Origin of the sequence: Nonomuraea turkmeniaca (genome assembly GCF_005889735.1) — a bacterium.
In the GTDB taxonomy this organism is placed as follows: Bacteria; Actinomycetota; Actinomycetes; order Streptosporangiales; family Streptosporangiaceae; genus Nonomuraea; species Nonomuraea turkmeniaca.
In genome coordinates this window covers 1-17,651 of record NZ_VCKY01000222.1, presented here as the reverse complement: position 1 = coordinate 17,651, position 17,651 = coordinate 1, and the positions used below count along the sequence as shown (strand labels likewise).

The 17,651-nt window shown below is 70.3% G+C and carries 19 protein-coding genes; 10 read left to right on the top strand and 9 right to left on the bottom strand.

What is annotated here, in order from left to right; genetic code table 11:
• From ETD86_RS42690 to ETD86_RS42680, 3 genes are all read right to left on the bottom strand, one after another.
• Window positions 1-824 (bottom strand): ATP-binding protein (locus tag ETD86_RS42690; RefSeq protein ID WP_211370659.1); only part of this gene is annotated, 824 nt, incomplete at its 3' end.
• Between the two features lie 42 nt (window positions 825-866).
• Window positions 867-1,463: an HAD family hydrolase gene (locus tag ETD86_RS42685; protein ID WP_138672333.1), complete on the bottom strand. Its 597-nt coding sequence runs from the start codon at window positions 1,461-1,463 to the stop codon at window positions 867-869.
• On the bottom strand, window positions 1,460-2,272 hold the full coding sequence (locus ETD86_RS42680) for a hypothetical protein (protein WP_138672332.1): 813 nt from the start codon (window positions 2,270-2,272) through the stop codon (window positions 1,460-1,462). The genes ETD86_RS42685 and ETD86_RS42680 overlap by 4 nt, the downstream gene beginning before the upstream one ends.
• A 169-nt stretch (window positions 2,273-2,441) precedes the next feature.
• Between ETD86_RS42680 and arfB the strand changes: the two genes are divergently transcribed.
• A complete protein-coding gene (gene arfB / locus ETD86_RS42675) occupies window positions 2,442-2,849 on the top strand; it encodes an alternative ribosome rescue aminoacyl-tRNA hydrolase ArfB (RefSeq protein ID WP_138672331.1) in 408 nt (135 codons plus the stop codon).
• Between the two features lie 26 nt (window positions 2,850-2,875).
• On the opposite strand, the gene ETD86_RS42670 is transcribed toward arfB, so the two are convergent.
• The 5 genes from ETD86_RS42670 to ETD86_RS42650 form a co-directional block, all read right to left on the bottom strand.
• Complete coding sequence (locus ETD86_RS42670) at window positions 2,876-3,409, bottom strand: NADPH-dependent FMN reductase (RefSeq protein WP_170223559.1); 534 nt, start codon at window positions 3,407-3,409, stop codon at window positions 2,876-2,878.
• 228 nt (window positions 3,410-3,637) lie between these two features.
• Window positions 3,638-4,561: an acyl-ACP desaturase gene (locus ETD86_RS42665; protein ID WP_342779348.1), complete on the bottom strand. Its 924-nt coding sequence runs from the start codon at window positions 4,559-4,561 to the stop codon at window positions 3,638-3,640.
• Window positions 4,562-4,631: 70 nt separating this feature from the next.
• Entirely contained in the window at window positions 4,632-5,003 is a 372-nt protein-coding gene (locus ETD86_RS42660) for a hypothetical protein (RefSeq protein WP_138672328.1), read from the bottom strand.
• Window positions 5,004-5,140: 137 nt separating this feature from the next.
• The gene (locus tag ETD86_RS42655; RefSeq protein WP_138672327.1) at window positions 5,141-5,599 is read right to left on the bottom strand and encodes a DinB family protein; all 459 of its coding nucleotides are present in this window, start codon (window positions 5,597-5,599) and stop codon (window positions 5,141-5,143) included.
• 118 nt (window positions 5,600-5,717) lie between these two features.
• The gene (locus ETD86_RS42650) at window positions 5,718-6,506 is read right to left on the bottom strand and encodes an HAD-IIA family hydrolase (protein ID WP_138672326.1); all 789 of its coding nucleotides are present in this window, start codon (window positions 6,504-6,506) and stop codon (window positions 5,718-5,720) included.
• Window positions 6,507-6,567: 61 nt separating this feature from the next.
• Here ETD86_RS42650 and ETD86_RS42645 point away from each other — a divergent pair, with 61 nt between their 5' ends.
• The 8 genes from ETD86_RS42645 to ETD86_RS42610 all read left to right on the top strand — a co-directional run bounded on the left by ETD86_RS42645 (window position 6,568) and on the right by ETD86_RS42610 (window position 15,528).
• The gene (locus ETD86_RS42645; RefSeq protein ID WP_138672325.1) at window positions 6,568-7,758 is read left to right on the top strand and encodes a M20 metallopeptidase family protein; all 1,191 of its coding nucleotides are present in this window, start codon (window positions 6,568-6,570) and stop codon (window positions 7,756-7,758) included.
• Window positions 7,755-8,720, top strand: a complete 966-nt coding sequence (locus ETD86_RS42640) for a zinc-dependent alcohol dehydrogenase family protein (protein WP_138672324.1) — start codon at window positions 7,755-7,757, stop codon at window positions 8,718-8,720. The genes ETD86_RS42645 and ETD86_RS42640 overlap by 4 nt, the downstream gene beginning before the upstream one ends.
• 161 nt (window positions 8,721-8,881) lie before the next feature.
• Window positions 8,882-10,702 carry an ABC transporter substrate-binding protein gene (locus ETD86_RS42635; protein ID WP_138672323.1) on the top strand — a complete coding sequence of 607 codons (1,821 nt, stop codon included), beginning with the start codon at window positions 8,882-8,884 and terminating at the stop codon, window positions 10,700-10,702.
• 3 nt (window positions 10,703-10,705) lie between these two features.
• Window positions 10,706-11,716, top strand: coding sequence for an ABC transporter permease (locus tag ETD86_RS42630; protein WP_138672322.1), 1,011 nt, complete (start codon window positions 10,706-10,708; stop codon window positions 11,714-11,716).
• A complete protein-coding gene (locus ETD86_RS42625) occupies window positions 11,713-12,606 on the top strand; it encodes an ABC transporter permease (RefSeq protein WP_138672321.1) in 894 nt (297 codons plus the stop codon). Before ETD86_RS42630 ends, ETD86_RS42625 begins: the two co-directional genes overlap by 4 nt.
• 5 nt (window positions 12,607-12,611) lie before the next feature.
• Window positions 12,612-13,598, top strand: a complete 987-nt coding sequence (locus tag ETD86_RS42620; protein ID WP_246149118.1) for an ABC transporter ATP-binding protein — start codon at window positions 12,612-12,614, stop codon at window positions 13,596-13,598.
• Window positions 13,595-14,605, top strand: coding sequence for an ABC transporter ATP-binding protein (locus ETD86_RS42615; RefSeq protein ID WP_138672320.1), 1,011 nt, complete (start codon window positions 13,595-13,597; stop codon window positions 14,603-14,605). The genes ETD86_RS42620 and ETD86_RS42615 overlap by 4 nt, the downstream gene beginning before the upstream one ends.
• Window positions 14,605-15,528 (top strand): GNAT family N-acetyltransferase, encoded by a 924-nt coding sequence (locus ETD86_RS42610; protein ID WP_138672319.1) that lies wholly within the window; start codon window positions 14,605-14,607, stop codon window positions 15,526-15,528. The genes ETD86_RS42615 and ETD86_RS42610 overlap by 1 nt, the downstream gene beginning before the upstream one ends.
• Window positions 15,529-15,530: 2 nt before the next feature.
• Here ETD86_RS42610 and ETD86_RS42605 read toward each other — a convergent pair whose 3' ends face one another.
• Window positions 15,531-16,634, bottom strand: a complete 1,104-nt coding sequence (locus ETD86_RS42605; protein ID WP_138672318.1) for an exo-beta-N-acetylmuramidase NamZ family protein — start codon at window positions 16,632-16,634, stop codon at window positions 15,531-15,533.
• 58 nt (window positions 16,635-16,692) lie between these two features.
• On the opposite strand from ETD86_RS42605, the gene murQ reads away from it, so the two are divergent.
• On the top strand, window positions 16,693-17,592 hold the full coding sequence (gene murQ, locus ETD86_RS42600; RefSeq protein WP_138672317.1) for an N-acetylmuramic acid 6-phosphate etherase: 900 nt from the start codon (window positions 16,693-16,695) through the stop codon (window positions 17,590-17,592).
• Window positions 17,593-17,651 lie beyond the last annotated feature (59 nt).

Genomic DNA, 17,651 nt, shown 5'->3' with positions numbered 1-17,651 from the left:
AGCATGCGCTTGAGGGAGACGCGGTGGGCGCCGGGGACGGCGGGGTTGGGCGTGGTGGGCAGGATGTACGCCACGCCGGTCAGCCCGGCCTCGGGCACGTGCAGGTCGACGACGTCCAGCGGGGTGAAGCCGAACAGCTCGTGGGCGTGCCCGGCCAGCGCGTGGCGCCGCTGCGCGGGCGAGGCGTGCCTGACCTGCCAGGGCGGGGCGTCCAGGGTGGTGCGCCGCCCGTTGACGGTCACCTCGAATGGCAGCAGCGCCCCGTACAGGGCGGCCAGCTCGGTGATCGTGCGTTCGGTCACCCATTCCGCGGCGTCATGGCGTGCCCGCAGGGTGACGGTGGTGCCGGGCTCGTCCCGCTCCCGATCGGCCCGCTCGACGCTGTAGCGGCCGTCGGACCGGCCGGTCCACAACACGGTGCCGCCGCCACGCGCCGACCTGGTCTCGACGCTGATCTCGTCGGCCACGAGGAACCCCGACAGCAGGCCGATGCCGAACTGGCCGAGGAACTCGTGGCGGGAGAAGCCCAGCTCGTCCCGCTTGGAGGAGCGGCCGATGGTGGCCAGCAGCGTGTGGACCTCGTCCTCGGTCAGGCCGATGCCGGTGTCGCGGACACTGATCAGTCCGCCCGCGCCGTCGGTGGACACGTCGATGGCCACCGTGGCGGGCGAGCGAGCTCCGTCGCGCTCGCCCGCCCGGCGGGCCGTGATCGCGTCCGTCGCGTTCTGCAGGAGCTCGCGGACATAGACCCGCGGGCTCGAGTACAGATGGCGGCTGAGCAGGTCGACCACGCCGCGCAGGTCGACTCGAAAGGCGTTTTCCACCCGCGACACCTTAGATCACATAGCTGACATTTCGCCGTGAAATTATCGGGCGGCCTCCCGGACGTCGGGCAGGGTTTCGCGGAGCGCCGCAGCATCGGTGAATTGCACGCCGCGCATGCCCGCGCGTTCGGCGCCCTCGACGTTCTCCAAGCGGTCGTCAATGAAGACGATCTCCGAGGGGGCGGCGCCGAGCGCGCGGGCCATCTCGTCGAAGATCCCCCTGTCCGGCTTGACCAGGCCCATCCTGCCGCTGTAGAAGCGGTGACCGATGGCGGCGATCCAGGGCAGCTCGTCCAGGCCGTCGCTGATGCAGACGGGCGCGTTGGACAGCAGCGCGACGTCGCGGCCGGCCTCGATGAGGTCACCGAGCAGGGCGACCGTCCCCTCGTCGGGGTGGGCCCAGCTGGCCACGTCCATGGCGACGAGGCGCGCGACCTCGGCGTGCGTGACGGCCCTGCCGAGCACCGCCGCCCAGTAGGCGTGCGGGGACAGGCCGCGGTCGAAGTCGAGGCGATGCTCCCAATAGCCCTGCTTGAACGCCTCGGGATCGGCGTCCACCGCCCGCGCCATGGCCACGGCGTCGGACTCGGGCTGGGGCAGCGACAGGACGCCGCCGTAGTCGAAGACAATCCACGTCATGCCAAGAATGGTCGCAGATGCGGGTCCAGCGCCGGGCAGGCCAGATACTTCTCGGCGGTGTGGAAGTCGATCCAGTCGAGGTTGACCAGCTCCTCGACGTCCACCCCGGCGAAGCTGCCGCACAGCTCCGGCGGGATGGCGGCGATGTCGTCCTTGTCGGCGATGTTCACCCAGCGCCGCACGCCGGACGGGCGCTCCCCGCGGCCGTTCATGGGGGCGGGCAGCAGGCGCTCGAAGACGACGTTGCGCATGCCGAGCGGGCTGCCGAGGGTGATCAGGAGGTCGACCCGCAGGTCGGGGTTGGCCCAGAGGGCCTCGTACGTGACGACGCTGCCGAGCGAGTGCGCGATGACCACCTTCGGCCGGTTCCTGCGGATGGTCTCGGCCACGACCTGCCGGCACTTCTCGCGTTTGGCCTGGTCGGTGAGGTACGCCGCCACCTCCGGCGCGAACAGCTGAGCGAACGCCGCCGACCTGCCGTCGAGCTTGGTGAGCAGCCAGCCGGTGAACGACTTGAGCGCGCCGGTGACGTGCTCCCCCATGCCCAGGTGCTTCGCCCACTCCAGGAGGATCTGCTGGGCGGGGGCCTCCATGGCGGCGAGCGAGCGCGGGGCGTCCTTGCCGTCGTGCAGGTGGTGGGAGAAGTACGCGATCTCGCTGAAGTACGTCCCCGCCTCGCCGCCGAGCGCGGCGTGCAGGTAGCGGTCCCATTTGAGGCGCATGGCCCGCGCCGCCCCCTCCGCGGAGCGGCCGGCCTCCAGGTAGTAGTTGTACTTGCCGATGCCGTGCACGCCGACGATGGCCGCCACCTTGCCTCCCTCACCCACGCTCTTCTGGGCCGATGCTGGCATACGCCGCTTGCATCCGGCCGTCAAGCACGAGGGCGTAGGGGAAAATGCCGTTGCGTGCGGCATATGACGCACAGATACGGTGATGCTCACCTACATAGGGCTTTATTGCTGAACAGGAGCCTCACGCATGTCCCGCCCGCTGGTCGTCAACGACTCGGTCGTCATCCCCGACGCCGAGCTCGTCTGGCGTTTCTCCCGTTCGTCAGGCCCGGGCGGCCAGGGCGTCAACACCACCGACAGCCGCGTGGAGCTGACCTTTGACGTCGCCGCGAGCACGGCCCTGCCGCCCCCGCTGAAGGCCCGGGCGGTCGACCGGCTGGGCTCCGGCACGATCACGATCGCCGCCTCGGAGTACCGTTCACAGCTCAGGAACCGGGAGGCGGCCTTGCATCGCCTGGCGCAGCGGCTGCGCGAGGCCATCGCCCCGCCGCCCAAGCGCCGCCGCCCGACCAAGCCCAGCCGCGGCGCCGTCGAGCGCCGTATCGCCACCAAGAAACACCGCTCCGACGTCAAACGCCTGCGCCGCGACCCCTAGGTGGAAGAACGCGTGCGGGGGCCGGATCAGAGGAGGAGCGCCGGCTCCATGACCTTGGCCGGGCACAATTGGGCGATCACGGCGCGGACCTGGCCGCGCAGGGCGGGATCGGTGAGGTGTCCGTCCTCGTCGAAGTGCGGGCAGGCAGGCGAGATCACCAGTTCGGCGCCCATCACGACGGCCCCGCCCGCCTGGAGCCGCTTGTACAACTCCGCCTGGGCCCACATGGCCCCGCAGGCTCGCGCGCTCGCGCTCATCACCGCCACATGTTTGCCGGTCAGCGCGTCCCCGGCGGACATCCAGTCGAGGGTGTGGATCAGCTCGGCCGGCAGCAGGCTGTGCTCGGGAGCGGTCATGAGCACCGCATCGGAGGCGGCGAGCAGCCCGAGCAACTCGCGGACGGGCGCGGGCGCCGGCCCGGCCGCGTACGGCGGCATCTCGCCTAGTCCCGGCCACACCTGGAATCCGACGCCCTCGGGCAGCTCGCCGCCCGCCGCTTCCAGCAATCTATTGATAAATGACCCCTCGTGGAGGCCGGCGGCGATCCCGATGATTTTCACCCTCTGCTCCCAAGGGGTTCCGGTGTTACCGGGAAACCTGCCCGATGCCGTGGATGTCCAAGACCATCTCCAGGTCAAGAACGGTACGACTGCTCGCCGCCGGGGCCTCTGGGACGACAGACGACGAGCGCGAGCCGAGGGAGCCGAAGTCGCGCACGCCGAGGCCGGCGCCCCATCGGGTCCTGGTCTCCAGCGTGGCCGCCGGCCGGCGCTACGGCCTTACGGGTCTCACCGGGCCGCGGCGGCGCGAGCCCTGCGCTCCTCCCGGCGCTCGACGAACCTGGCGGCCGTCGTCTCGGCCCTGGCCAGGAACGCGGCCAGCTCCTCCCGCGCCTTCTCGCCCTCGGGGCCCAGGTCGCTCTTGTCGAACACCGACCACTGCCGCAGCACCGGCATGAGCACGTCGTCGAGGTGGAGGCGCAGGTCGTAGATGCCCTCGTTCGCGATGATCATGGCCTTGCGGGCGAAGCCGTTGATGTTCGAGCCCGGCATCTGGAAGGTGGTGACGACGTCGGTCACCGCACGCATGGTCTGGCTCGGGTCCAGGTCGAAGGCCGCCTTGAGCAGGTTGCGGTAGAAGAGCATGTGCAGGTTCTCGTCGGCGGCGATCCTGGCGAGCAGCCGCTCGCAGCCCTCGTCGCCGGAGGCCCGGCCGGTGTTGCGGTGCGCGATGCGGGTGGCCAGCTCTTGGAAGGAGACGTACGCGAGCTGCTGCAACATGGTGCCGTAGTCGGTGATGAAGCCGTTCTCCATGTGGTGCATGCGGGCCCGCTCCAGCGCCACGGGATCGACGGCGCGGGTGACGGTCAGGTAGTCGCGGATGGCCGTGCCGTGCCGGTCCTCCTCCGCCGTCCACCGGTGCACCCACGTGCCCCACGCGCCGTCACGGCCGAACGTGGTGGCGATCTCATGGTGATAGCTGGGGAGGTTGTCCTCCGTCAGGAGGTTCACGATGAGCGACACGCGGGCCGCCTCGGGGATCTTCGAGTCGCTCTCCTGCCACGCCTCGCCCCCGTAGATGCCGTCGAAGTCGCGGCCTTCGCTCCACGGGACGTACTCGTGCGGGAACCACTCCTTGGCCATCGTGTGATGGCGGTCGAGCTCTCCGGCGACCACGGGCTCGAGCTCGTGCAGCAGCTCTGTCTGAGTCATCGCCATAAAAGATCTTCTCCTTCAGGTTACGGTACCGTAAGTTAGGTTACCCGAAGGGCATGCCGAGCGATTAACGGCATCCGTCCCGATTTAGCAGCCGATCGAGCTTGATGCCCAGATCGAGCATCTCGGAGCGGACGGAGCCGAACTCGTGGGCGATCTCGGCCCGCACGGCCGCGAACCCTTCCAGCATGTCGAGCCGGAGATCCCCGTCCTCGTCGCCACTCTCCCCCGGGCCCGCGTTCACCGCCCGCCGCACGCCCTCGACCTCGGTCTGCACGGCGGCGACGTCCTCCCCGAGCTCGGCGCGGGCGGCGGCCAGCTCGGTGCGGAGTGCGGCGATCTCGGCCCGGAGGTGCCTGGTCCTGTCGTCGACCTCACGCAGCAGGTCCACGTACCGGACCGGCGCAGCCTCCTCGAGAACCTCCGCCTGTACGTCCACACACGCCTACTTTCCCCTGTTTCCGTCACCACGCGGTGGCAATCAGTAGCGATGGTAACCAGGGGCCGTCTGTGGCGTGCGCGGTTTTACCCACTGGAGGCTCACGTGCCGCGCAGAGGGACCCTGGAGCGGTTTTTCTACACCCGGTCTTCGATCTCCCACAGGTGGTCGATGACGTGCCAGGCGATGCGCCGGATGGCGTACCGGGGCGGCCACTTGGCCGTCTGGGGAGGGGTCCAGGGCTGGGAGAGGACGTCGGCGAGATCGGCACGCATGGCGTCGCGGTCGGCGACCGACGTGAAGGGCTTGTGGCGGACGTCGATCATGCGGGCGTAGCCGCGCTCGGACTCCACCACGTGATCCACGATCTTGCTGCGGTCCCGCCCGCCGCCGCGCGGGCCCTTGCGGAGCTCCTCGGGGGAGGCCTCGGCGACCTCGTCGAAGAGGTCCCAGGCGGCGCGCACCAGTGCGACACCGCGCGCGGCCTCCTCGGCGGCGAGCGGCTCCTCGCCCTTGGCGATCCGGCACCAGCCGGGCCAGTCGAGCGAGCAGGCGAACACCTTCTTCGGGCCGAGCTCCAGGTAGATGCGGGTCATGACCACCCAGCCTCGCAGGTATACGTGTCAGGTACGGTCAGGTTCCGCGACCCCCGGCTGTCTTGCCACCGGAACCGCACCAGGCGTGGTCCGCCACGCGAGCTCCTGGCCCTCGGGCTCAAGCCGTTGATATGAGGTCGATGAGGTCGGCCACCGAGTCGACCACCAGGGAGGGCCGGTAGGGGAAGCGGTCGATCTCGTGGCGCTGGGTGACGCCGGTGAGGACGAGGATGGTGTACAGCCCGGCCTCCATGCCGGAGACGATGTCGGTGTCCATGCGGTCGCCGATCATCGCGGTGGCCTCGCTGTGGGCCTCGATGTCGTTGAGCGCGCTGCGCATCATGCGGGGGTTGGGCTTGCCGACGAAGTAGGGGGCGACGCCGGTGGCCTTGGTGATGAGGGCGGCCACGGCGCCGCAGGCCGGCAGGGAACCCTCGGTGGAGGGGCCGATGGGGTCGGGGTTGGTGGCGATGAAGCGGGCGCCGCCCTCGATGAGGCGGATGGCCCGGGTGATCTGGGTGAAGCTGTAGGTCCGGGTCTCGCCGAGCACCACGTAGTCGGGGTCGAGGTCGGTGAGGATGTAGCCGACCTCGTGCAGGGCCGTGGTCAGCCCGGCCTCGCCGATCACGTACGCGGACCCGCCCGGCCGCTGGTCGTCGAGGAACTGGGCGGTGGCCAGCGCGGAGGTCCAGATGGACTGGGCGGGCACCTCCAGGCCGGCGCCGGCCAGGCGCACCGACAGATCGCGCTGGGTGTAGATCGAGTTGTTGGTGAGGACCCGGAACTTCTTGCCGGATTCGCTGAGCCGTTTGATGAATTCGTCCGCGCCGGGAATCGGCCGTCCCTCGTGGACGAGGACGCCGTCCATGTCGGACAACCAGGAGTCGATCCGCTTACGCTGAGTCACCCGGCCATCGTACCGAGCGCGCCTTGTCGACTTCCGTGCTGGTAGGTGAACAATGTTCCTCATGTCGTTCACTGAAGCCGCGCTGGACATGCGGGACGAGCTCGTCCGCCTCAGGCACTCGCTGCACACCACTCCCGAGCTGGGCCTGCACCTTCCCCGGACCCAGGAGAAGGTGCTGGCGGCGCTGGACGGGCTGCCCCTGGAGATCAAGACGGGCACGACGCTCAGCTCGGTGACCGCCGTGCTGCGCGGCGGCCGCCCGGGCCCGGCGGTGCTGTTGCGCGGGGACATGGACGCGTTGCCCGTGACGGAGAAGAACGACCTGCCGTACGTCTCCCAGTTGCCCGGCCAGATGCACGCGTGCGGGCACGATCTGCACACCGCGATGCTGGCGGGGGCGGCGCACCTGCTGAGCGCGCGGCGCGACGAGCTGGCCGGCGACGTGATCTTCATGTTCCAGCCGGGCGAGGAGGGCCACGAGGGCGCCAAGCACATGATCGGCGAGGGCGTGCTGGAGGCGGCGGGCGCGCGCCCGGTCGCGGCCTACGGCATGCACGTCGTGTCCGCCATGTTGCCCAACGGGCTGTTCGCCTCCCGGCCTGGGCCGATCATGGCGGCGGCGGACACCTTCTGCGTGACCGTGAAGGGGCGCGGCGGGCACGGCTCCACCCCGCACCGGGCGCTGGACCCGATCCAGGCCGGCTGCGAGATGGTGACGGCGCTGCAGTCGATGGTGACCAGGACGTTCGACGTGTTCGATCCGGTGGTGGTGACGGTCGGCAGCTTCCACGGAGGGTCGGCGGACAACGTGATCCCGGACGAGGCCAGGTTCGAGGCCACGGTCCGCACGTTCAGCAAGGAGAACCGGACGCTGATCAAGCGCCGGCTGGTGGAGGTCGTGCAGGGCATCGCGGCGGCGCACGGGCTGGAGGTCGAGGCGTCGTTCGGGATGGGCTACCCCGTCACGGTGAACGACGAGAGCGAGGCCGACTTCGTCGGGAAGACGGCGGACGAGTTGCTCGGTCCCGGGAGGTATTTCGTCGCGCCGCAACCGGTGATGGGGTCGGAGGACTTCTCGTACGTGCTGGAGGAGGTGCCCGGGGCGTTCGTCTTCCTGGGGGCGTGCCCGCCGGACCGGGACCCGGCCACGGCGCCGTACAACCACTCGCCCGAAGCCGTCTTCGACGACGCGGTGCTGCCGGACGGCGCCGCGCTCTACGCCTCTCTCGCGCACGCGCGTCTCAGCTCATGAAAGCGTGGGTGGTGCGCGAGCCGGGGCCGATGGCGTCCGGGCCGCTGGAGCTGGTCGAGCGGGAGCTGCCCGAGCCCGGCCCAGGCGAGGTGCTCGTCCGGGTGGAGGCGTGCGGCGTGTGCCGTACCGACCTGCACCTGGCGGAGGGCGATCTCCTGCCGCGCCGGCCGCTCACCACCCCCGGCCACCAGGCGGTCGGCCGGGTCGTGGGGACCGGCCGGCGGGTCGGCGTGGCCTGGCTCCGCACCACCTGCGGGAAGTGCCGGTACTGCACCAGGGGGATGGAGAACCTCTGCCCGAACTCTGCCTACACGGGGTGGGACGCCGACGGCGGGTTCGCCGAATACCTGGTGGCCCCCGCCGACTACGTCTATCCCCTGCCGGACGACGTGCCCGCCGAGCGGCTGGCGCCGCTGTTGTGCGCGGGGATCATCGGCTACCGGGCGCTGGCGCGCTGCGACCTGCCGCCCGGCGGGCGCCTCGGCATCTACGGGTTCGGGGCCTCGGCGCACCTGACCGCGCAGGCGGCCATCGCGCAGGGCGCCACCGTGCACGCGGTGACCAGGTCGGCCGCCTCCCGGGCGCTGGCACTGGAGCTGGGCGCGGCCTCTGCCGGTGACCGGCCGCCGGAGCCGCTGGACTCGGCCATCCTGTTCGCGCCGGTGGGCGATCTGGTGCCACCGGCGCTGGAGGCGCTCGACCGCGGCGGGACACTCGCCATCGCCGGGATCCACCTGACCGACGTCCCGGTCCTGAACTACGAGCGGCACCTGTTCCAGGAGCGCACCGTGCGCAGCGTCACCGCCAACACCAGGGCCGACGGACGGGCCTATCTGGAGCTCGCTCTGGCGCACCCGCCGCGCGTGAAAATCGCGCCCTACCCCTTCGACTCGGCCGCCCTGGCGCTCGCCGATCTGGCGAATGGCCAGGTCAGGGGTGCTGCCGTGCTTATCATGGGCTGAAAGTTTTACTTGACGGTCCGGCTTCACCGCATACCCTGATGAAGGAAAGTTACATTAGCCTCACAACACCTGGAGATTATTGACGCAGGTGTGGGGCGCTCGTAGTGTCCGGGTCATCCCTAGTAGATCCTCAACAGGTCCGACATCCCCCGGAGCGGCAAATGAAGCGACTGGCAGCGGTAGTGGCGTTGCTGGGCCTTGCCACCGCGACAGCGGCGTGCAGCGGCGGTCCCACCAACAAGTCCGGCGGCTCGGGCAGTGGCGGCGGCCTCTTCACCACGATTGACGTGACAAGGCCTGGCCTCGACGCCAGCGGCCCGGCGAACCCCTGGGCGCCCAAGGGCAACTCTTTCCTGGGTTACAACGGGATGAAGCTCGGCTGGGTCAAGAACCACATGACCGACCCCAACCAGTTCTACCCGGGCATCGCGGCGAGCTGGGAGATCGCGCCCGACAACTCCTCCATCACCCTTCACCTGCAGCCGAACGGCAAGTGGTCCGACGGCAAGCCGGTGACCGCCGAGGACGTCAAGCTCTCCCTCGGCATCGCCTACACCACCGGCAGCACCGCGTTCGCGATCACACCGGGCGCGGCCGGCGCGGCGGCCGACATCCAGGTCGTCGACGACAAGACCGTCAAGATCACCCAGGACATGAGCAACCCCAGCGCGAAGTTCGCCCGGGGCGTCATGGACAGCTGGGTCGTCCCGGCCCACGTCTGGAGCAGCGTGCTGCCGGCCGACTTCTGGGACAAGCTCAAGACCTCCCGTGGCACCGGCGCCGACGCCGACAAGGCACGCGAGGAGATTCTCGCCATCGGCCAGAAGGTGCTGGCCTTCGCCCCGCCGAAGGACGTCTCGGCCGGCCCGTTCGTGCTGGAGCGGGTCAACCCCGGCGAGGCGCTGCTGCTGAAGAACAAGAACTTCTACAACGCCGCGAACGTCGTTCCCGACCAGGTCAAGTTCCTCAACTACAGCGGCAACGAGCAGATCTGGAACTACCTGAGCGCCGGCAAGCTCGATCACTCCGGCTTCACCGCCATGCCCACCGACGTGATGAACCGGATCAAGCAGGCTCCCGGCTCCAACGTCATCAAGGGCTTCTCGCCGGTGGCCGTCGGCATGGCGTTCAACCAGTCGAAGAAGCCGTACGACAACGTGCACGTGCGCCGCGGCCTGGCGTACCTGGTCGACCGCGAGCAGGTCACCAAGGTGGCCTCGCCCGAGGGCGGCACCCCGGCCGTGACGACCTCCGGCATCCACCAGAAGCCGGCCCAGGAGTGGATCGGCTCGGAGCTGGCCGCCCTGGAGCCGTACAAGCACGACGTGGCCAAGGCGGAGGCCGAGTTCAAGGAGGCCGGCCTGCAGAAGAAGGACGGCAAGTGGACGCTGGCCGACGGCAAGCCGTGGAAGGTCACCATGACCGCGCCGAACGGCTTCTCCGACTGGATCTCCGCGCAGGAGAACATCAAGAGCCAGCTGGTCGAGAACGGCGTCGACGCCGAGGTCGTGACCGTCGCCGACTACCCGGTCTACCTGGAGGAGATCGCGGCAGGCAAGTATGACGTCGGCTTCTGGCTGATGGCGCTCGGCCCCGCGCCGTACGACATCTACCAGCGCCTCTACGGCACCTCCAACGGCTGGACCAACGTCGCCGGCAAGGTGGCGCACAGCGCGCCGGGCAAGGCCGGCAACTGGATGGGCAGCGCCGAGGAGATCGACGTCGAAGGCGTCGGCAAGGTCAACCCTGGTGAGCTGACGGCCAAGCTGAACGCGGTCTCCGCCGAGGAGGCCAAGCCGATCATGGCTCAGCTGGCCAAGACCGCCAACCAGGACCTCCCGGCGATCCAGCTGTGGGACTACGTGAACACCCAGTTCACCAACACCACGCGGTTCAGCGGCTGGCCCGAGCAGGACGCCGATGTGCTGCGCCTTCCCGCGGGGGTGTGGATGCAGCTCGGCCTGGTCAAGAAGAAGCAGTAATACATGGTTGTCATCGCACGCCGGCTCGCGGGCCATCTGGCCCGCGGGGTCGTCATGATCCTGGTCGTCGCCACGATCAGTTTCTTCATCGTCAGGAGCATCCCGGGCGACCCCGTCGCCGCGCACACGCAGAAACTGATCGAGCAGGGCATGGCGCCCGAGGCGGCGGCCCAGGCCACGCGTGTGTTGTACGGGTTCCAGCCGAAGGGCTCCCTCTGGGAGCAGTACGGCGACTACCTGCACGGGCTGCTCACCTTCGATCTCGGCCAGTCCGTCACCCACGCCGGCGCGCCGGTCACGGACGTGCTGGCCGAGGCGGCCAAGTGGACCGTTCTACCGGTGCTGGCAGGGACGCTGCTGAGCTTCCTCGTCGGCATCATCCTGGGCGTCTACGCGGCCATCAAGCGCACCGGCAAGCTCGGCGACGCGCTGGCGATCTCCGGGTCGCTGCTGCACGGCGTGCCCCAGTACGTGCTGGGGCTGCTGCTGAGCGCGATCTTCGCCACGCTCATCCCGATCCTGCCGGCCGACGGGCCCGTGGACATCCTGTTCGAGCCCGGGTTCAACGCCGGCTACATCGCCTCGCTGTTCGACCACGCGGTGCTGCCGGTGGCGACGTACGCGCTGGCGGCGTACGGCGGCTGGATCCTGGCGATGAAGTCGAGCGTGGTCACGGTGCTCGGCGACGACTTCATCCTGGCCGCCGAGCTGCGCGGGATGAAGCGCTCGATCATCTTCAGGTACATCGCGCGCAACGCGATCCTGCCGCTGTTCACCATCCTGGCGTTGTCGCTGGGCCTGCTGCTGGGCGGCGCGGTGTTCATCGAGCGCATCTTCAACTACCCCGGGCTCGGGCTGCTGCTCATCGAGAGCATCACGATGCGCGACTACGCGCTGATGGGCGGGGCGTTCCTGATCATCACGGTGTCCATCATCGTGGCGAACATCGTCGCGGACCTGTTCTACAGCGTGATCGACCCGCGGGTGCGCAGCGGTGAGGAGGTGTCCGCATGAGCGTCATCCTGGAGACCAGCAGCGCCGCGATGCGCCGCAACTTCTGGCGGGGCGTGTGGCGGGTCATGAAGCGCAAGCCCAGCCGGCTGGTGGGCGCGGCGCTCATGCTCGGGTTCGTGTTCATGGGCGTGTTCGGGCCGATGTTCTACCCGGACCCGCTGCCCCGGGACCCGGGCCAGATCACCAGGCCGCCGAGCTGGGAGCACTGGCTCGGCACCGACGACCAGGGCAGGGACGTGATCGCGCTGGTCGTGACCGGGTCGCGCTACGTGCTGCTCGCGGCGCTCGTGACCGCCGTCATCACGGTGGTCGTGGGCACCGGGATCGGGTTGTTCTCCGGCTTCAAGCGGGGCCGCTGGGACACGGTGCTCATGCGGCTGACCGACATGAAGCTGACCATCCCCGGCCTGCCGCTGCTGCTGGTGCTGTCGACGGTGTGGAAGTTCAGCAGCGCCGTGCAGATGGGCCTGGTGCTGGGCCTGCTCAGCTGGGGCGGCGTGGCGCGGGCGGTGCGGTCGCAGACGCTCTCGCTGCGTGAGCGCGGGTTCATCGAGGCGGCGCGCGGGCTCGGGCTGTCCACCTCGCACATCGTGGGCAAGGAGCTGCTGCCGAGCATGGCGCCGTACATCGCGATGAACGTGCTGATCGCGATCACCGGCGGCGTGTACTCGCAGGTCGGCCTCTTCTTCCTGGGCGTGCTGCCGTACGAGTCGAACAACTGGGGCCAGATGCTCAACACGGCCGTGTTCCGCTCCGGCGCGCTGACCGTGCCGAGCGCGCTCGGCTTCCTGCTGGGGCCGCTGCTGGCGATCCTGCTACTGACCCTGGCCATCGTGCTCGTGGTCGACGCCATGGACGAGATCTTCAACCCCCGGCTGCGCGAGGAGTAGGACACGTGGCAAAACAAGCGCCGGGAGTGCGCATCGACGGCCTCACGGTCGTCTACAAGACCCCCGCGGGCGAGCTGCCCGCCGTCCGGGACGTGACGCTGACGCTGGAGCCCGGCACGATCACCGGCATCGTCGGCGAGTCCGGCTCCGGCAAGTCCACGCTGGCGTTGTCGCTGCTGAACGCGGTGCAGCCGCCGGGCAGGATCGCGGCCGGCAGCGTCGACATCGACGGGCTCGGCGACGTGGTCGCCCTGCGCGGCGAGAACCTGCGCAAGGCCCGCGGCAAGCACGTCGGGTACGTCTTCCAGGCCGCCCAGAACTCCCTCAACCCGCTCAAGACGGTCGGCAAGCAACTGCTCGACCTGGGCCGCTCGCACGGCGTGGACGACCTGCGCGGCCTGGTGCGCGAGGCCAAGGAGCTGCTCGGCCGGATGGGCCTCGACGGGGCCAGGGTGCTGGACTCGCACCAGCACGAGCTGTCCGGCGGCATGCGGCAGCGGGTCGGCATCATGCTGGCGCTGGTGCTCAACGCCCACCTGGTGGTGCTGGACGAGCCGACCACCGCGCTCGACATGATCACGCAGGCCAATATCCTGAAGATCGTGCGCGAGGTGCACGCCGAGCGCGGCCTCACGACCCTGGTGATCACCCACGACATCGGCGTGGTGGCCGAGGTCGCCGACCGGCTGGCCGTCATGTACGGCGGCCGCCTGGTCGAGCAGGGCCCCACCCGGCAGGTGCTGGGGGCGCCGCGGCACCCGTACACGAGGGGGCTGATCAAGGCCATCCCGCGCCTCGTCGGCGACATCGCCGAGGCGCAGGCGCTGCCGGGGCGGCCGCCGACGCTGGTGACCGTGCCGAAGGAGGGCTGCGTGTTCAGGGAGCGCTGCCCGCTGCGCATGGACGTGTGCGACACCGTGGACCCCGCCGCGCTCGCGGACGGACCCCGGGTCGTGGCCTGCCATGCCGTGAACGTGAAGGAGCACGCGTGATCACCGGAACCGGCGTCGTCAAGACGTTCAAGCAGCGGGGCAAGGTGCTCGGCGCCCGTGAGGTCCAGGCGCTGCGCGGGGTGGACTTCGCGATCCCGAAGGGCGGCGCGGCGTCGTTCATCGGGGAGTCCGGGTGCGGCAAGACCACGCTGGGGCGGATCATCGCGGGGCTGGAGACGTACGACGCGGGCGAGATCGTCATCGATGACGTCGCGATGTCGCCGCTGAAGCCCAAGCGGCGGCAGCCGCACTTCCGCAAGATCCAGATGATCCACCAGGACCCGTACTCGGCGCTCAACCCGACCAGGACCATCTACCAGACCCTGTACGCGCCGCTGAGCCTGCGGGCCGGGCAGACCGGCCGGTCGTCGTCGTGGATCGAGGAGCGGGCGGCCGAGGTGCTGACGCTGGTGGGCCTGGACCCCGGCACGGTGATGTCGCGGTACCCGCACCAGCTGTCCGGCGGCATGCGGCAGCGGGTCGTCATCGCACGGGCGCTGACCGTGGACCCGGAGATGCTGGTCGCGGACGAGGCCGTCTCGATGATCGACGTGTCCCTGCGGCTGGGCATCCTGGCGCTGCTGAAGGACCTGCGTGAGCGGCTCGGCGTGAGCGTGCTGTTCATCACGCACGACGTGGCCACCGCCCGCTACATCGGCGACGACGGCGAGCTGTACGTCATCTACCGTGGGCAGGTGGTGGAGCGCGGGCCGGTGGACACGGTGATCGCCGACCCCGTGCACCCGTACACGCAGGCGCTGCTGTCGGCCATCCCGGTGCTGCACGGGCTGGAGCAGCCGGGCGAGCAGCCCGTCATGCCGCTGGAGACGCTGGACGACAGCCAGGCCGACGCGGGCTGCCTGTTCGCCCGCCGCTGCCCGTTCCGCGGCGAGCGGTGCACGAGCGAGCGACCGCTGCTTCACGTGACAGAAGGTGTGCCGCAGGAGCACGCGTGCTTCTACCCCGAGCGCCGCAACGTGATCGCCCGCCCGATGAGCGAGGTGTGATGACGGCTGCAGAGCTCGCCGAGGCGGCGACGATCGCCGAAGCCGCGCTGACGCTGGACGCCGGCCAAGGCGCGGCCCTGGTGGCGCGGCTGTCGCGGCCGCCGGCCGGCCGGCGGTGGACGGCGCTGACCGTGGACGGCGGCGTCGTGATGGCCTCCATGTCCAACGTGCCCGAGTCCGGCACCATGTCCGACGTGCCCGAGTCCGGCACCATGTCCGACGTGCCCGAGTCCGGCACCATGTCGGCCAACGAGCCGGACGTCGGCCACCTCGACCTGCTGGCCGTGCACCCGTCGGCGCAGGGCCAGGGACGTGGCCGGGCGCTGGTGCTCGCGGCCGAGGAGTGGCTGCGCGGCCAGGGCGCGCGGCAGGCCCGCTGGGCCGGAAACCCGCCGTGCTACGCCTGGCCCGGCATCGACGTGCGCTACACCGCCGCCGCCTGCCTGGCCGAGAGCCTCGGCTACGAGCGTTACCACGTGGCCTGGAACATGACGGCCGACCTGACCGGCGACCTGTCCGTCGACGACGACCTGCTGCGCCTGGAGAAGGCCGGGGTGGCCGTGCACGCGGCCGGCGATGACCGGGAGCGGGTCGCCGCGTTCGTCGCCGAGCACTGGAACGAACGGTGGGCGTGGGAGGCGGCCAACGCGGCCGGGCTGCACTACGCCGAGCGCGACGGAACGATCCTCGCCTTCGCCGCGTGGGGGGCGCGGCCATCCTGGTTCGGGCCCATGGGGACCGCGCCGGCCGCCCGCGGGCTCGGCCTGGGCCGGGTGCTGCTGCGCAGGTGCCTGGCCGAGCAGCGGGCGGCGGGCCAGGCCAGCGCGCAGATCGGGTGGGTCGGGCCGTTGCGGTTCTACTCGCGTGCCGTCGGCGCGCGGGCCGAGCGCGTCTTCTGGCTCTACCGACGCGACCTGGTGTGATGTCACGCGTAGAGCAGCCGTCCCGTCGGGCGTCCCGGTGGCGGGCACAGGTCGCGGGGGTCCTCACCGGCCTCCAGGCGGCCGGTGAGCGTGTCCGAGCCCCACAGGTGGTCCAGGAACCCCTGCAGGCGGAAGTCGTCCGGGTAGAGCGTGCGGGCCAGGTGCAGCATCGACAGGCCCGTCAGCACCGGCCGGAACGTGTCCCGGTCGTGGACGTGCAGCTGCACCCCGCGTACGGGGACTCCCGCGTGCTTGTGGAACGTCGGCGTGAACCACACGTCCCTGAACCGCACGCCGGGCAGGCCGAGCGCGTTCAGCCCGGCGGCGAACCTGCCGTCGGCGTAGGGGGCGCCGATGAGCTCGAACGGCCTGGTCGTGCCGCGGCCCTCGGAGAAGTTCGTGCCCTCGAACAACCCCGTCCCCGGGTAGACGAGCGCGGTGTCCGGGGTGGGCATGTTGACCGACGGCATCACCCAGGGCAGCCCGGTCCCGGCGTACGTCATGTCGCGCCGCCAGCCCTCCATCTCCACCACGGTCAGGTCCACGTCGAACCCGAACAGCAGAGCCAGCTCGCCGGCCGTCCTGCCGTGCCTGATCGGCAGCGGGAACCTGCCCACGAAGCTCGCGAACGCGGGCTCCAGCACCGGGCCCTCGGTGACGCTCCCGCCGAGCGGGTTGGGCCGGTCCAGCACCACGAACCGCAGCCCCAGCCGGGCGGCCGACGCCATCAGGTCGTACATCGTCCAGACGTAGGTGTAGAACCGCGTCCCCACGTCGGCGATGTCGAACACCAGCGTGTCCACGCCGGCGGCAGCCACCACCCGGTCCAGCGCCTCGCCCGACAACTTGTGGGTGTCGTGAACCGGCAGGCCGGTCCGCTCGTCCACCGTGTCAGACTCGCTCCCATCCGCCTGGGCGGTGCCGCGCAGGCCGTGCTCGGGACCGAACAGGGCGGTCAGCCGCACCCCGGCGGCCGGCAACGCGTCCAGCGTCGGGGTCAGATCGGGCAGGACTCCGGTGGGATTCGTGACAAGGCCGAGGCGGGTGCCTCCCGCGAGCGCGGGATCCGCCGACAGTCGTTCAGCTCCAGTACGCACATGTGTCATGAGGCCATTGTGCTGAAATATATTTACAAGAGAGAAGTAGAGGGTGGAAATTAGCGTCATGATTGATCCCCTACGCGAGCTGTCCACCGAGCAGAGCGATCCCCGCTACAGCCAGATCGACCGGCTGCCGACGGATCAGATCGCCCAGCTCATGAACCAGGCCGACGCCGCCGTGCCCGCGGCCGTCGCGGTGGCCATCCCGGCCATCTCGGACGCCATCGACGCGATCTCCGCGCGGATGGCCGAGGGCGGCCGGCTGCTGTACGTCGGCGCCGGCACGTCGGGACGGCTGGCCGTGCTCGACGCCAGCGAGTGCCCGCCCACGTTCGGCACCGATCCCTCGCTGGTGCAGGGCATCATCGCCGGCGGCCCCGATGCGCTCACCCGGTCCGTCGAGGGCGCGGAGGACGACGCCGAGGCCGGTGCGGCCGCCTTGGCGGATCTGGAGGTCGGCCCGCTGGACTCGGTGGTGGGCGTGTCCGCCAGCGGGCGGGCCCCTTTCGTGCTGGGCGCACTGGCGGAGGCGGCCGTCCGCGGCGCGGTCACCGTGAGCCTGTCGTGCAACGAGGGCGCGCCGCTGTCGGCCGCCGCCGAGCACGCGATCGAGGTCGTCGTGGGACCGGAGGTGGTGACCGGCTCGACGCGGCTGAAGGCGGGCACGGCCCAGAAGCTCGTCCTGAACATGATCTCCACGATCTGCATGGTCAAGCTCGGCCGCACGTACGGGAACCAGATGGTCGAGATGTCGGCGATGAACAGCAAGCTCGCCGACCGGGCGCTGCGCATGGTCAGGGACATCACCGGCGCCGACCACGAGGCGGCCGGCGCGGCTCTGGACGCGGCCGGCGGGCAGACGAAGATCGCGGTGCTGATGATCCAGCACGGGCTGGACGCGGACGCGGCTCGCGCGCTGCTGAGCTCGCACGGCGAGCGGCTCAGCGACGCGCTGAGCGGCTGACGGCTCTTTCTCGGGGGTATCGGGTTCGGGGCACGGGGTCATGGGGGCTGGCCCTTATA